The organism is Burkholderia sp. AW33-5, assembly GCF_053427615.1.
The window spans coordinates 163,991-176,744 of record NZ_JBSAXA010000007.1; the positions used below are offsets into that span (position 1 = coordinate 163,991).

Here is a 12,754-nt window from a genome sequence, read left to right on the forward strand (position 1 = left end):
GATTCGTTCCCGTCCGGCAGCGACGCACGGAGTGTAAGCGCATTTGCGATCACTCTGCCGCCTTGAAGGTAATCGTAATGTCGGACGGGGTACGACCGTTGGAATCGGGCGGCAATGGGACCGACGCCTGAATCGCATTGACCACGGCTTGATCCCACCCCGAATTTCCGCTCGAACGGCGGATCGAAACGCTCAGCACGTCGCCCGACGGCGTGCAGCGGATCGCGACGACCGTCGTCAGGCCCGCGCGCTCGCCGCCCCAGACGATGTTCGGCTTCACACGGCGACGCACCTTGTCGGGATAGCCGGGCGACGCGGCGTTGCCGCCGGAGCCCGTCCCGGTACCGCTTTTCGCGAGGCCTTCACCGCCGCCTTCGCCGGCCCCGGACATGCCTTGCATCTGCGCGAGACGCGCGCTGCGCTCGCGGTCGAGCTTCGCCTTCGCCGCCGCGTCGGCCTTCGCGCGCGCCGTCGCTTCGGCCTTCGCCTTGGCCTGGGCTTCCGCCTTCGCCTTCGCGGCCGCGTCGGCCTTGGCCTTCGCCGCTTGCTGCGCTTCAAGCTGCGCCTGCTTCTGTTGCTGCAGTTTCTGCTGTTCGAGCTTCTGCTGCTCCACGAGCTGTTGTTGCTTGAGCTTGTCCGCCTGCTTCTGTTTTTCGCGCTCGGCGGCCTTCTGCGCCGCGAGGGCAGCAGCCTGCTGGGCCGCCAACTGCTCGCGCCGCGCTTCTTCTTGCTGGGCCTTCAGTTGCTGCGCTCGGCGCTGCTGCTCGAGCAGCGCTTCGCGCGCGGCCGCTTCCTGTTGCCGTTTCTTCTGCTGCAGCGCGATGTCCGCCTGCTCGTCCCGCACCGGGGGAGGGGGCGGAGCGAGCTTCGCGGGCGGCGTCGGCGTGACGACGGGCCGCGGCGCGGGCACGTCGGGCACCTCGGTCCACAGTTCGGCTTCGGCGCCGGCCGGCGTGCTGTTCTGCCACTGCACGCCGTGATAGAGGAACAACGCGAGCAGCACGTGCATCAGCGCAGCGAGCGCGAACGCGCGCCAGGTGCCGCGTTCGCGAGGGGGCTGAGACGGATAGGCGTTGCCGCGCGTGGATTGCTGCCGGTTCATTGCGATTTGACGAGGAGGCCGACGCGCTTGACGCCACGCGCCTTCAGGTCCGACATCACGGTCATGACGGCATCGTACTGCACGGTCTTGTCGGCCGCGATCACGACGGGCTGGTCGGGATGGTCAGCCTGCCGGGCCAGGATGAAGCTGTCGAGCTCGGCCTTGGTCATCGTGTCTTCCTGCGTCGCGCCGGAGTCGCCCTTGTACTTGACGCTCATCGTGCGGTCGGCCTTGATGTTGACGACGACCGGCGGCGTCTGTTCCTGGGGTGCGGCATTGCCGACGGTCGGCAGATTGATGATCGACGGGGCGACGAGCGGTGCCGTGACCATGAAGATCACGAGCAGCACCAGCATCACGTCGATGTACGGCACGACGTTGATGTCGGCCATCGCGCGGCGCGAGCGGCCGCCGCGCATGCTGGATCGAATGGGACTTCCTGCCATGGCGCGCTCCTTACTGGGCCTGACGCTGCAGGATGTTCGAGAACTCTTCGATGAAGGTCTCGAAGCGGATCGCGAGGCGGTCGATGTCGTGCGCGTAGCGGTTGTACGCAACCACCGCCGGAATCGCGGCGAACAGGCCGATCGCGGTGGCGACGAGCGCCTCGGCAATGCCCGGTGCGACGTTCGCGAGCGTCGCCTGCTGCACGTTCGCCAGGCCGCGGAACGAGTTCATGATCCCCCAGACGGTGCCGAACAGACCGATGTACGGACTGACCGAGCCGACTGACGCGAGGAACGCGAGGTTCGCTTCGAGCACGTCCATTTCACGCTGGAACGACGCGCGCATCGCACGGCGCGCGCCGTCGAGCACGAGGCCCGGGTCGCTGATGCGCTTTTCCTTCGCCTTCAGAAACTCACGCATCCCCGATTCGAAAATCCGCTCGAGCGCGCCGATCGTGTGGCGATTGTTGGCCGCGCTCTGATACAGCGCCTGCAGGTCACCGCCCGACCAGAAATCCCTTTCGAAGCGTTCGGTCTGCGCGCGTGCGCGGCGGATCGCGAACCACTTGCGGAAGATGAAGGTCCACGACATCAGCGACAGAAGCAGCAGCAGCCCCATCACGGCCTGGGCCAGCACGCTCGCGTTGAGGACGAGGGAAATGATCGACAGGTCTTGAGAAGTGTTCATAGAGGTTTGAGTAACGTCCCTTCGGGGGTGTCCGGCGAGGGGGCACGGTATGCGTGTGGCGCGGCGCGCCGGCCTGGCCTGGCGCCGAACCTTGCTTAGTATCGATTCAGGAAGGCAAGTTCATAGGTTTTGTCTAAACGGTGCTCATCCGAGCTTCGTTGACAATACAGTCTGCCCGGTGTCGATGACGGGCCCGCGTTGCAGCGCGTCGAGCACGACCGGCGGGATTGCCGCGGGCCGGATGCCGGTTCGGTCGACGCAGCCGAGGCGGATGTGTCCGGCGACGAGCAGCGTGTCGCCACGCCAGGCTTCCTGCGTGAATTCCACGGATGCGCGGCCGATGCGTCCGGGCCGGCTCGTGATCGTCAGCGCGTCGTCGAGTCGCGCCGGCGCGCGGTAGTCGAGCGAGGTACTGCGGACGATGAAGATCGCGCCCGTGTCGTCGGCGAGCCGACGCTGGTCGATGCCGCACGCGCGCAGCCATTCGGTGCGGGCGCGCTCGAAGAATTTCAGGTAGTTGGCATAGAAGACGATGCCGCCTGCGTCGGTGTCCTCGTAGTACACGCGTACCGGCCAGGTGAAGCCGGAGTGCGCGTCCGGGGAGCGGGTAGGCTGAGTCATGGCGCGCATTTTACCGGAAGGCCGAGGCCCGATTCGTAACCGATTCGTAACGGAATGTAGTACGTCGCAGCACACAGCGGGCCGGCCGGAACCGGGCCCGCTGCTGCGCTCGCCGTGTCAGCCGCGATGGATCGCGAGGCCGGCCGGGGCTTGGGCGACCGGCATCATTTCGATCGTATTGATGTTGACGTGCGCGGGGCGCGTCGCGATCCAGTAGATCGTGTCGGCGATGTCCTCGGCCGTGAGCGGCTGGACGTTCTGGTAGACGTTCGCCGCTTTCGCATCGTCGCCGCGGAAGCGGACGTTCGAGAATTCCGTGCCGCCGCACAGGCCCGGCTCGATATCGGTGACGCGCAACGGCGTGCCGATCAGGTCGGCGCGCAGGTTCAGGCTGAATTGTCGGACGAAAGCCTTGGTCGCACCGTATACGTTCCCGCCCGGATACGGATAGGTGCCGGCCACCGAACCCAGGTTGAAGATGTGACCGCGCCCGCGCTCGATCATGCCGGGCAGCAACGCATGGGTGACGGTCACGAGGCCCGAGCAGTTCGTGTCGATCATGGTCTGCCACTCGTCGAGGCTGGCCTTGTGCGCAGGCTCGACGCCGAGCGCGAGACCGGCGTTGTTGACGAGCACGTCGAGCGCCGCGAATTCGGCGGGAAGGGCGGCCGGCACGGCTTCGACGGCGGCGCGGTCGCGCACGTCGAGCTCGAACGGCAGCAGTGCGTCGCCGAGTTCGGCCGCGAGCGCATCGAGACGATCCTTGCGGCGCGCGGTTGCGACGACACGGTGGCCGCCCTTGACGAAGGCACGGGCGATGGCGGCGCCGAAGCCGGCGGACGCGCCTGTGACGAACACGATCATTGCTGCTCCTGGTCGGTAACAAAGTAGCGGATGGTATCCCGCAAGCCTACTGAGATTGCGGCACCGCGGCAAGGCGCCAAAGCGCGTCGGCACGGGCGCGTAAAGTCTGGCCCCTATTATTTCCGGGCGACTGCCGCGCGGTTGCCTATTCATGACGCATCCAATACACTAACGCGCTCATCACCCCTGCGTGACTGGCGATAGAACCCTTCGGGTTCAAGGTGGAGCATCCCACCGTGAAGCGCGGGGCGCCGTTTTTGCCGTTCGCCTGGGCAGCCGTTGTGCGCCGTCGCGTGCATCGCCGGTGGCTGTCCTGCCTCGCGTCATACGGATTCTTCCGCCACGTCGGGCTGGTTCCGCCAGCAGCGCAATGTACTCGGCCACTCCGGTCAACCTGTACACACTTAACGGAAACCGTATGTTTGACAGAGCCCAAAGCACCATCGCGAACGTCGATCCCGAAATCTTTGCTGCGATCGAGCAGGAAAACCGCCGCCAGGAAGAGCACATCGAGCTGATCGCGTCGGAAAACTACACGAGCCCGGCCGTGATGGCCGCACAGGGCTCGCAGCTCACGAACAAGTACGCGGAAGGGTATCCGGGCAAGCGTTACTACGGCGGCTGTGAATACGTCGACGTGGTCGAGCAGCTGGCGATCGACCGCGTGAAGCAGCTGTTCGGCGCGGAAGCCGCGAACGTGCAGCCGAACTCGGGTTCGCAGGCGAACCAGGGCGTGTTCTTCGCGATGCTCAAGCCGGGCGACACGATCATGGGTATGAGCCTCGCGCACGGCGGTCACCTGACGCACGGCTCGCCGGTGAACATGTCGGGCAAGTGGTTCAACGTCGTGAGCTACGGCCTGAACGAAAACGAAGACATCGACTACGACGCCGCCGAGAAGCTGGCGAACGAACACAAGCCGAAGCTGATCGTCGCGGGCGCGTCGGCATTCGCGCTGAAGATCGACTTCGAGCGTCTGGCGAAGATCGCGAAGTCGGTCGGCGCGTACCTGATGGTCGACATGGCGCACTACGCCGGCCTGATCGCGGCGGGCGTGTATCCGAACCCGGTGCCGCACGCGGACTTCGTGACGACGACGACGCACAAGAGCCTGCGCGGCCCGCGCGGCGGCGTGATCCTGATGAAGTCGGAATACGAGAAGCAGATCAATTCGGCGATCTTCCCGGGCATCCAGGGCGGCCCGCTGATGCACGTGATCGCGGCGAAGGCGGTGGCGTTCAAGGAAGCGCTGTCGCCGGAATTCAAGGCGTACCAGGAGAAGGTGGTCGAGAACGCGCGCGTGCTGGCTGAAACGCTGGTCAAGCGCGGGCTGCGGATCGTGTCGGGCCGTACGGAAAGCCACGTGATGCTGGTGGACCTGCGCGCGAAGAACATCACGGGCAAGGCAGCGGAAGCGGCGCTGGGCGCGGCACACATCACGGTGAACAAGAACGCGATTCCGAACGATCCGGAAAAGCCGTTCGTGACGAGCGGGATCCGTCTGGGCTCGCCGGCGATGACGACGCGCGGCTTCGGCGCGGCGGAAGCCGAGCAGGTCGGTAACCTGATCGCCGACGTGCTCGAGAACCCGGAAGACGCAGCGACGATCGAGCGTGTGCGCGCGCAAGTAGCCGAGCTGACCAAGCGTTTCCCGGTTTATCGCTGATCCGGCATGCGCTGCCCGTTCTGCCGGCATGAGGACACGCAGGTCGTCGACTCGCGTGTGTCCGAAGATGGCGCCGCGATTCGTCGGCGCCGTCGTTGTTCGGCTTGCGACAAGCGCTTCACGACGTACGAGCGGGTCGAGCTGAACTTGCCGGCCGTCGTGAAGAAGGACGGCAGCCGCACGGAATTCGACCGTCGCAAGATCGTCGCCAGCATGCAACTCGCGCTGCGCAAGCGGCCGGTTGCGGCTGACGCGATCGACGCGGCGGTCGCCCGCATCGAATATCAACTGCTCGCAACCGGCGAGCGCGAAGTGCGTAGCGAGAAGCTTGGCGAACTCGTGATGAACGAGTTGCGCGGCCTCGATACGATCGCCTATGTCCGTTTCGCATCGGTATACCGCCGGTTCGAGGATGTTTCCGAATTTGCCGACGTGATCGAAGAGTTCCGTCGCGCGTCCCCCTCCAAACCTCCGCGTAAGCGCTGACGCGCTGCGTCCGTTCATCGTCTTCTCCGTGGGTTCAGTTCGCGCCGATTGTGTCGGCCGCGATCGCATGTCGCCAGTCGGCCGTTCGGCTAATGGCGCGTGTGTGCTTGCGTCGCTACAGTCGTCGCATCACGTTGACGGAGGGCGATGGTGATGGGACTGCACCGACAGGGCGTCGAACAACGCATGCGATGCGGCGGCGGCTTTACGCTCGTCGAGCTGATGGTCGCAATCGCGCTGGCAGCCGCGATCGGACTATACGCAGCACCTGCATTCGATCAGTGGCACACGCGTGAACGTGTGGATGCACGCTCGCGTGCGCTGCTCGGCGCGCTGTCGTTCGCGCGCACCGAGGCGACACGTCTCGGCGTGCGCGTCACGCTGTGCAGGGCCGGGCGCAACGGCGATTGCGCGCATTCCGGCGAGCGGTGTGACCTGGCGGGATGGTCATGCGGCTGGATCGTCCGCGGGCAGTTCGACGGACGGTCGCGCGTGCTGCGGCGCTATCCGCGCGATGCCGACATTGCCGTCGCGGGGGCGGCGCACGATCTGGCATTTGCTCCGCCGGCGGGCCAGGTGCTTGGCGGAATCAGGCGTTTCGAGTTGCGTCCATGGCGCACGCTGTCCGGTGACGACACACGCGTGTCGCGCTGCATTCGGATCGCGGCAGGCGGCCGGGCGCGCGTCGTTGCCGGTCGATGCGAAGCGGCATGAAGCGCGCGCGCAAGTCCATGCACGGCACGTCGCTGCTCGAAGCGGTGCTGGCCGTTGCGCTGCTTGCAACGGTGATGCTGGCGGTGGCCGGCAGCCAGCTTGCGATGACGCGCGCGCAGCGGGCGACGATCTGGCGTGAGCGCGCGCTATGGCTGGCCGATGCCCGCATTGAGAGCCGGCGCGCAGTGGCGGGTGCCGACGACGGCATCGCAGCGCTCGCGTCCGCGTCGTTGCCCGGCGGCACGACGGCGCTCGACGATGGGCCGGCGGGTGTCCGCTACGTGACGGTCGGCTGGCGTGACGCTCAGGCCTCCGCGCCGACATCGGCGCGCTGCGAAAGTGCGCGGGCAGCGGTCGGGCCGCCATCGTGCGTGCGGATGCCGTTTCGGGAGGCCGAGGTCGATGTCGATGAACGGTGAGCGCCGCAGCCGCGCGCATACGCTGCTCGAAGTGCTGATCGCGATGACGGTCGGTCTGCTGGTGCTTGCTGCTGCCGGTGCGCTGTACCACGCCCAACGCGTCGCGCAGCGGCGAGCGGAAGACGGCTTCCGGATGCGCGATGCGGCCGCGACCGCACTGATGCTGATCGGCGAGCAGATCCAGATGACCGGGTTTCGCCCGCTCGATGTCGAAGGGGCGCCATCGTTGCCGCCGATGTTCGGCTGTTCCGCGGGGCGCGTGCGAGGCAATGGAGCGCAGGTGCGCTGCGAAACCGTGCGCGCAGCGTCGGACGCATTGCTGGTTCGGTATGTCGGCGATGCCGTGTCGACGTGGCCGACGAATGGGGCACAGGTGTCGGATTGTCTCGGGCAGGGCGTTGGCGCTCCTGGTGCACGGCCGCTCGTGGAAAACCGTTTCGACGCGCATGTCAGTCCGTCGACGGGCGAGCCCGAGTTGTACTGCGAGGGAAGCGGGCGCCCCGGTACGCCGCAACCCGTCGTGTCCGGCATCGACCAACTGCGCGTGCGTTACCTTCGGCGCGAAGCCGCGCAGTTCGTCGACGCAGGGGCGATGGGTAGCGGCGACTGGCGCGATGTCGTTGCCGTGCATGTGTGCGTGCGCGCACGTGGCGAACCGATGCACGGGCCTGCGCGTCATGTCGATTGCGACGGCCGCACGGCCGTTTCGCCGGATGGTCGCGCGCATCTGGTGCTGCATCGAATCGTCGCGTTGCGCAATGCCGCGGTCGCATCCGCCGATCCCGTGGGTGATGCGGCGCAGGATCATGGGGTGTTGCGATGATCTACGCAAACCGATTCGTCGACGAGCTCGCGATGCGAATCGCAGCAGGTCGCGCAACGCAGCGCGCGGTGGCGTGCCGCGACAGGCGACATGCGGCGCGATGAGGGCCCCATGCTGAGCGGAACAACATCACGCACACGCTTTCCGTCCACCAGCGGCGGCTGGCGTCGCGACGCGGGCCTTGCACTGCCGGCCGTGATCGCGGTCGGCGCGGCGGTCGCCGCGCTGACCGGCACATGGTTCGAATCCGCGTTGACGGAATCGCGCCGCACGCGTGCATTGTCGGACCGTCTGATCGCATTTCACGCAGCCGATGCAGCGCTGGCAGCCTGCACAGCGCGATTGCTCCGAGGCGGGGCGCCATACATCGACGAACCGGCGTCACCCGTCGAGCCGGACGCATGGCGGCGTGCGCCCGCGCTGGGCGTCGCCGACGCGTTTGCCCCATTCGCTTCCTGGCCGATGGCGGCCCAGCCGCCGCGATGCCTGATCGAAGCCTGGCGAGGTGTCGGTCCGCAAGGGAGTCGCGCTTACCTCGTCACCGCGCGTGGTGTCGGCGGCCATGCGTCGAGCGTGGTCTGGCTGCAGAGCCAGATCGCGCTGCGAGACGGACGCATCGTTACACAGCGCTGGCGGCGCGTCGCGGCGGTTCATCGATGAAACAGCCTCGATTGCTGCACCGATCGGCGGCGTTCACGTTGCTCGAACTGATGATCGTGCTCGCGATCGTTGCCGCGCTGGCCGGGTGGGGTATTCCGTCATATCGCGAACATGTCGCGCGCGTGCATCGCGCATCCGCGGTCGCTGCGCTTTATCGCGCAGCTCAGTATCTCGAAACACTCGACGGCGCGCAGCCACGAACGCTGCCAGATGCATATTCGCAGGCGCCCCCGGACGGGCGGGCGGTCTACGAAGTGGCGCTGCGGCGAACAGCGGGCGACGATGTGCCGGTGGCCTACGAACTCGTTGCGCGCCCGCTCGATGCGGGCCCGATGCGCGACGACGCATGCGGTGCGTTCATGCTGCGCGCGGACGGGACCAAAGGCAACGCGGGATCGAACGACGCAGAGGCGGACTCGCGGGAGCGGACATGCTGGGGCGTGCGTTGATCATGCGATCGCGCACGCAAAACACACAACGGCGCCGGGTGCGTGCGCGCCTGGGTGTCAGTCGTCGCTCGCGGCAGGTTCGCGCTCGTCGCGCGACTGTTTCCAGATCCGGTAGATCTCCCATGCAGCGAAGCCGACGGAGCCCCACTTCAGCGCGGGGCCCGCGCTCGCGCGCAGCAGCGACCGTATGGGTTTCGCCAGCACGAGCGATGCGAGCGAACTCAACATCGGGTACTGATTGACGAGTTGCCCGAGGCTCGCATTCAGGTTCTTGGCGGACTGGCTGAACTTCGTGCCCGACAGTCCGGGGACGAATACCTTGAGCCAGCTGAAGCGCGTGACGGCGTGGCGCATTTCGGCGGCGGCTTCGGCAAGCTCGAGCCGCTCGACCTCGGATCGCAGGATCAGCAATTCCTTGCGGAGCGCGCGATGCTGCGACGCGTTCCAGTTCGATCGCGACGAATGGGGGCGGGTCGAATGGCCCGTGACGTTCTGGCTCATGGCGCGTCGGCGAAGTAGGTGAGAGAGGGGAACGCGACTGCGTTCACGGCTTGCCGCGGAAAATTTCGCGGTCTTTCTCGAGCTCGGCGAGCGTCGCTTCGAACACGGTCGGCGCGTCGCGCAGGCCCGAACGCGCTTTCAGCGCACATACGATGCCCGCGATCGCGTACAACGCGGTGATGGCTGCGAGCGACTGCCAGCGATAGGTATCCCAGAACGCGATCGTGACGAGCACGGTCAGGCTGATGAGTGCCATCGTCGCGAGCATCATGGCCGCGAGCCCGAGGAACAGTACGCCCATCAGGCGTTCCTTCTCCTCGGCGAGTTCGATGCCGACCAGTTCGAGGCGCGTTTGCAGGAGGCCGATCGCGGAGCCGACGAGGCGGCGCAGCGGTCCCTGGCCGGACGGCTGCGGGTGGGTGTCTGTCGTCATGGATGAGGCGCTTGTGCGCGCAATAAGCGGCTAGGGCAAAGCCGGCCGGCGGCGAACCGCCGGCTGGCTTCGGCACCCATGCGCCGCACCGGGCGGCACATGGGGCGGAACGGCGCTGAGCGCGTTACTTGCGGTTGATCAGCAGGCCGATCAGCACGCCGACGCCGGCGGCGACGCCGATCGACGTCCACGGATGCTCGTGCACGTAGTCGTCGGTCGCGCGCGCGGCCTTCTTGCCTTTCTCGACCACCACGACCTGGACGTCGGTTGCCTTTTCCTTGGCCTGCTTCAGGCGCGACATGGCTTTTTCGCGCAACTCGGCCGCCCGGTCGCCCGTGCTGCTCGCTGCCTGCTTGAGCAGATCCTCGGCGTCCGCGAGAACGGTTTTGATATCCGACATCAGTTTCTCCTTGTTGATTTCCGACATTGCAACTCCCTTCATGCTGTCATGCTGCAGGTTCACATCGTAGCGAAACCCCTGCCGGCTGGCGAGCCGGGAAGACACGCGGCGGCGGTGCAAGACCACATGGTAAACGACCCGTAAGTATTGACAGAGCCGCAAATGCTGCGAAAAGTTTCCCTTGTGGCCGTCCGTCCTGCCCCGATACCGGGTAAAAATGACAAAAAAGTATGAATATCAAACAGAATAATCGTTCGCACCGCCCATTGCTTCCCGTAAGCTGATGGACTGTCCCGCGCCGTCCAGCGCGCGGTTTCAACCAGCATCGTTCGAGGAGGGAACATCATGAGTCTGCGTCTTGGTGACATCGCACCGGATTTCGAGCAGGAATCGAGCCTGGGCCCCATCAAGTTTCACGAGTGGCTGGGCGACAGCTGGGGCGTCCTGTTCTCGCACCCGGCCGACTACACGCCGGTGTGCACGACTGAACTCGGGCTGACCTCGAAGCTGAAGGGCGAATTCGAGAAACGCAACGTGAAGGTGATCGCGCTGTCGGTCGACGGCGTCGAATCGCACAAGGGCTGGATCAACGACATCAACGAAACGCAGTCGACGGTCGTCGGTTTCCCGATCATCGCCGACGCGGACCGCAAGGTGTCGCAGCTGTACGACATGATCCACCCGAACGCGAACGAAACGCTGACGGTGCGTTCGCTGTTCGTGATCGACCCGAACAAGAAGGTGCGGCTTACCATCACCTATCCGGCCAGCACCGGCCGCAACTTCGACGAAGTGCTGCGCGTGATCGACTCGCTGCAGCTGACCGACAACTACAAGGTCGCGACGCCCGGCAACTGGAAGGACGGCGACGACGTCGTGATCGTGCCGTCGCTGCAGGATCCGGAAGAGCTGAAGAAGCGCTTCCCGAAGGGCTTCAACGCCGTGCGTCCGTACCTGCGCCTCACGCCGCAGCCGAACAAGTAAGCAGCGGCTGCCACGTCGGCGGCGCGTGACGAACGCGCGCGCCGATGAAAACGGCCCGCCCGGCAGCGATGCCGGGCGGGCCGTGTCGTTTCAGCGGCGAAGATATGACGCGCAAGGCGCCGCGTATCGCACGCGAATGGTCAGAAGAATGCCTGGATGCCCGTCTGCGCGCGGCCGAGGATCAGCGCGTGGATGTCGTGCGTGCCTTCGTACGTGTTCACCACTTCGAGGTTCACGAGGTGGCGCGCGACGCCGAATTCGTCCGAGATGCCGTTGCCGCCGAGCATGTCGCGCGCGAGCCGCGCGATGTCGAGCGCCTTGCCGCACGAGTTGCGTTTCATGATCGACGTGATCTCGACGGCCGCCGTGCCTTCGTCCTTCATCCGGCCGAGACGCAGCACGCCCTGCAGGCCGAGCGTGATTTCGGTCTGCATGTCGGCGAGCTTCTTCTGGATCAACTGGTTCGCGGCGAGCGGCCGGCCGAACTGCTTGCGATCGAGCACGTACTGGCGCGCGGTGTGCCAGCACGACTCGGCCGCGCCGAGCGCGCCCCAGGCGATCCCGTAGCGCGCCGAGTTCAGACACGTGAACGGGCCGCGCAGGCCGCTCACGTTCGGCATCAGGTTCTCCTCGGGCACGAACACTTCGTCGAGGACGATCTCGCCGGTGATCGACGCGCGCAGCCCGACCTTGCCGTGGATCGCGGGTGCCGACAGGCCCTTCCAGCCCTTCTCGAGGATGAAGCCGCGGATCGCGTCCTTGCCGTTTTCTTCCAGTTTCGCCCACACGACGAACACGTCGGCGATGGGCGAGTTGGTGATCCACATCTTTGAGCCGGACAGCGAATAACCGCCGGGCACCTTCGTCGCGCGCGTGACCATGCTGCCCGGGTCGGAGCCGTGGTTCGGCTCGGTCAGGCCGAAGCAGCCGATCCATTCGCCGCTCGCGAGCTTCGGCAGGTATTTCTGCTTCTGCGCGTCCGAGCCGAATTCGTGGATCGGCACCATCACGAGCGACGACTGCACGGACATCATCGAGCGGTAACCGGAGTCGACGCGCTCGACTTCGCGCGCGATCAGCCCGTAACTCACGTAATTGAGGCCGGGGCCGCCGTATTCTTCCGGAATCGTCGGGCCGAGCAGGCCGATCTCGCCCATCTCGCGGAAGATCGCGGCGTCGGTGCGTTCGTGGCGAAACGCCTCGGTGACGCGCGGCGCGAGCTTGTCCCGCGCATACGCGTGCGCGGCATCGCGCACCATCCGCTCTTCCTCGGTCAGTTGCTGGTCGAGCAACAGCGGATCGTCCCAATGAAAAGTTGCAGCGCTCATCGTGTCATCTCCTGTTGGCCAGGGTGGGCGCTTAGGCGCTTGCCCTGATCCCATGCTTGGCGGTCGGTCCCGGGCTGGCGCTTCGCGGCCTGCCCCGATGTCTAAAGTTCGCTTGACTGTAGTTCCGCTGTGCGGAACAATGTTTTGCAAAACGAACCCAGTGTAGCATC

The 12,754-nt window shown here is 66.0% G+C and carries 17 protein-coding genes and 1 riboswitch; of the genes, 8 read left to right on the top strand and 9 right to left on the bottom strand.

Annotated features, from left to right (window positions below; genetic code table 11):
- Positions 1-49: 49 nt before the first annotated feature.
- The 5 genes from tolA to ACV22V_RS14750 form a co-directional block, all read right to left on the bottom strand.
- On the bottom strand, positions 50-1,102 hold the full coding sequence (gene tolA, locus ACV22V_RS14730; RefSeq protein ID WP_448014341.1) for a cell envelope integrity protein TolA: 1,053 nt from the start codon (positions 1,100-1,102) through the stop codon (positions 50-52).
- Entirely contained in the window at positions 1,099-1,548 is a 450-nt protein-coding gene (gene tolR / locus ACV22V_RS14735) for a protein TolR (RefSeq protein WP_059535490.1), read from the bottom strand. Before tolR ends, tolA begins: the two co-directional genes overlap by 4 nt.
- A 10-nt stretch (positions 1,549-1,558) precedes the next feature.
- Positions 1,559-2,236, bottom strand: coding sequence for a protein TolQ (tolQ, locus tag ACV22V_RS14740; protein ID WP_010091489.1), 678 nt, complete (start codon positions 2,234-2,236; stop codon positions 1,559-1,561).
- Between the two features lie 144 nt (positions 2,237-2,380).
- Entirely contained in the window at positions 2,381-2,866 is a 486-nt protein-coding gene (ybgC, locus tag ACV22V_RS14745; RefSeq protein WP_223963280.1) for a tol-pal system-associated acyl-CoA thioesterase, read from the bottom strand.
- Positions 2,867-2,974: 108 nt separating this feature from the next.
- Positions 2,975-3,721 carry an SDR family NAD(P)-dependent oxidoreductase gene (locus ACV22V_RS14750; RefSeq protein ID WP_059535494.1) on the bottom strand — a complete coding sequence of 249 codons (747 nt, stop codon included), beginning with the start codon at positions 3,719-3,721 and terminating at the stop codon, positions 2,975-2,977.
- Between the two features lie 180 nt (positions 3,722-3,901).
- Positions 3,902-4,002: riboswitch (ZMP/ZTP riboswitch) on the top strand.
- A gap of 137 nt (positions 4,003-4,139) precedes the next feature.
- On the opposite strand from ACV22V_RS14750, the gene glyA reads away from it, so the two are divergent.
- From glyA to ACV22V_RS14785, 7 genes are all read left to right on the top strand, one after another.
- Positions 4,140-5,387, top strand: a complete 1,248-nt coding sequence (glyA, locus tag ACV22V_RS14755) for a serine hydroxymethyltransferase (protein ID WP_448014345.1) — start codon at positions 4,140-4,142, stop codon at positions 5,385-5,387.
- Positions 5,388-5,393: 6 nt separating this feature from the next.
- On the top strand, positions 5,394-5,873 hold the full coding sequence (nrdR, locus tag ACV22V_RS14760) for a transcriptional regulator NrdR (protein ID WP_006760615.1): 480 nt from the start codon (positions 5,394-5,396) through the stop codon (positions 5,871-5,873).
- Between the two features lie 153 nt (positions 5,874-6,026).
- The gene (locus ACV22V_RS14765) at positions 6,027-6,587 is read left to right on the top strand and encodes a GspH/FimT family pseudopilin (protein ID WP_448014347.1); all 561 of its coding nucleotides are present in this window, start codon (positions 6,027-6,029) and stop codon (positions 6,585-6,587) included.
- Complete coding sequence (locus ACV22V_RS14770; RefSeq protein ID WP_059530577.1) at positions 6,584-7,006, top strand: PulJ/GspJ family protein; 423 nt, start codon at positions 6,584-6,586, stop codon at positions 7,004-7,006. Before ACV22V_RS14765 ends, ACV22V_RS14770 begins: the two co-directional genes overlap by 4 nt.
- A complete protein-coding gene (locus ACV22V_RS14775; protein WP_448014349.1) occupies positions 6,990-7,829 on the top strand; it encodes a PilW family protein in 840 nt (279 codons plus the stop codon). The genes ACV22V_RS14770 and ACV22V_RS14775 overlap by 17 nt, the downstream gene beginning before the upstream one ends.
- A gap of 111 nt (positions 7,830-7,940) precedes the next feature.
- Positions 7,941-8,489 carry a hypothetical protein gene (locus ACV22V_RS14780; protein ID WP_448014351.1) on the top strand — a complete coding sequence of 183 codons (549 nt, stop codon included), beginning with the start codon at positions 7,941-7,943 and terminating at the stop codon, positions 8,487-8,489.
- Positions 8,486-8,938 carry a type IV pilin protein gene (locus ACV22V_RS14785; protein ID WP_448014352.1) on the top strand — a complete coding sequence of 151 codons (453 nt, stop codon included), beginning with the start codon at positions 8,486-8,488 and terminating at the stop codon, positions 8,936-8,938. The genes ACV22V_RS14780 and ACV22V_RS14785 overlap by 4 nt, the downstream gene beginning before the upstream one ends.
- Before the next feature lie 57 nt (positions 8,939-8,995).
- Here ACV22V_RS14785 and ACV22V_RS14790 read toward each other — a convergent pair whose 3' ends face one another.
- The 3 genes from ACV22V_RS14790 to ACV22V_RS14800 all read right to left on the bottom strand — a co-directional run bounded on the left by ACV22V_RS14790 (position 8,996) and on the right by ACV22V_RS14800 (position 10,299).
- On the bottom strand, positions 8,996-9,439 hold the full coding sequence (locus ACV22V_RS14790) for a DUF3318 domain-containing protein (protein ID WP_448014354.1): 444 nt from the start codon (positions 9,437-9,439) through the stop codon (positions 8,996-8,998).
- Between the two features lie 43 nt (positions 9,440-9,482).
- Positions 9,483-9,872, bottom strand: coding sequence for a phage holin family protein (locus ACV22V_RS14795; RefSeq protein ID WP_059690700.1), 390 nt, complete (start codon positions 9,870-9,872; stop codon positions 9,483-9,485).
- A 124-nt stretch (positions 9,873-9,996) separates the two neighbouring features.
- Positions 9,997-10,299, bottom strand: a complete 303-nt coding sequence (locus tag ACV22V_RS14800) for a DUF883 family protein (RefSeq protein WP_006754606.1) — start codon at positions 10,297-10,299, stop codon at positions 9,997-9,999.
- Between the two features lie 318 nt (positions 10,300-10,617).
- Here ACV22V_RS14800 and ACV22V_RS14805 point away from each other — a divergent pair, with 318 nt between their 5' ends.
- A complete protein-coding gene (locus ACV22V_RS14805) occupies positions 10,618-11,256 on the top strand; it encodes a peroxiredoxin (RefSeq protein WP_034182833.1) in 639 nt (212 codons plus the stop codon).
- Positions 11,257-11,396: 140 nt separating this feature from the next.
- On the opposite strand, the gene ACV22V_RS14810 is transcribed toward ACV22V_RS14805, so the two are convergent.
- Positions 11,397-12,584, bottom strand: a complete 1,188-nt coding sequence (locus tag ACV22V_RS14810) for an acyl-CoA dehydrogenase (RefSeq protein ID WP_059690701.1) — start codon at positions 12,582-12,584, stop codon at positions 11,397-11,399.
- Positions 12,585-12,754: the final 170 nt, after the last annotated feature.

Excerpts from the sequence above, each read along its gene's own strand:
- tolR (WP_059535490.1), bottom strand. The coding sequence starts at position 1,548 with ATGGCAGGAAGTCCCATTCGATCCAGCATGCGCGGCGGCCGCTCGCGC.
- glyA (WP_448014345.1), top strand. The coding sequence starts at position 4,140 with ATGTTTGACAGAGCCCAAAGCACCATCGCGAACGTCGATCCCGAAATC.
- ACV22V_RS14750 (WP_059535494.1), bottom strand. The coding sequence starts at position 3,721 with ATGATCGTGTTCGTCACAGGCGCGTCCGCCGGCTTCGGCGCCGCCATC.
- ACV22V_RS14785 (WP_448014352.1), top strand. The coding sequence starts at position 8,486 with ATGAAACAGCCTCGATTGCTGCACCGATCGGCGGCGTTCACGTTGCTC.
- nrdR (WP_006760615.1), top strand. The coding sequence starts at position 5,394 with ATGCGCTGCCCGTTCTGCCGGCATGAGGACACGCAGGTCGTCGACTCG.
- ybgC (WP_223963280.1), bottom strand. The coding sequence starts at position 2,866 with ATGCGCGCCATGACTCAGCCTACCCGCTCCCCGGACGCGCACTCCGGC.
- ACV22V_RS14790 (WP_448014354.1), bottom strand. The coding sequence starts at position 9,439 with ATGAGCCAGAACGTCACGGGCCATTCGACCCGCCCCCATTCGTCGCGA.
- ACV22V_RS14775 (WP_448014349.1), top strand. The coding sequence starts at position 6,990 with ATGTCGATGAACGGTGAGCGCCGCAGCCGCGCGCATACGCTGCTCGAA.
- ACV22V_RS14810 (WP_059690701.1), bottom strand. The coding sequence starts at position 12,584 with ATGAGCGCTGCAACTTTTCATTGGGACGATCCGCTGTTGCTCGACCAG.
- ACV22V_RS14780 (WP_448014351.1), top strand. The coding sequence starts at position 7,941 with ATGCTGAGCGGAACAACATCACGCACACGCTTTCCGTCCACCAGCGGC.
- ACV22V_RS14800 (WP_006754606.1), bottom strand. The coding sequence starts at position 10,299 with ATGTCGGAAATCAACAAGGAGAAACTGATGTCGGATATCAAAACCGTT.
- tolA (WP_448014341.1), bottom strand. The coding sequence starts at position 1,102 with ATGAACCGGCAGCAATCCACGCGCGGCAACGCCTATCCGTCTCAGCCC.
- ACV22V_RS14805 (WP_034182833.1), top strand. The coding sequence starts at position 10,618 with ATGAGTCTGCGTCTTGGTGACATCGCACCGGATTTCGAGCAGGAATCG.
- ACV22V_RS14770 (WP_059530577.1), top strand. The coding sequence starts at position 6,584 with ATGAAGCGCGCGCGCAAGTCCATGCACGGCACGTCGCTGCTCGAAGCG.
- ACV22V_RS14765 (WP_448014347.1), top strand. The coding sequence starts at position 6,027 with ATGGGACTGCACCGACAGGGCGTCGAACAACGCATGCGATGCGGCGGC.
- ACV22V_RS14795 (WP_059690700.1), bottom strand. The coding sequence starts at position 9,872 with ATGACGACAGACACCCACCCGCAGCCGTCCGGCCAGGGACCGCTGCGC.
- tolQ (WP_010091489.1), bottom strand. The coding sequence starts at position 2,236 with ATGAACACTTCTCAAGACCTGTCGATCATTTCCCTCGTCCTCAACGCG.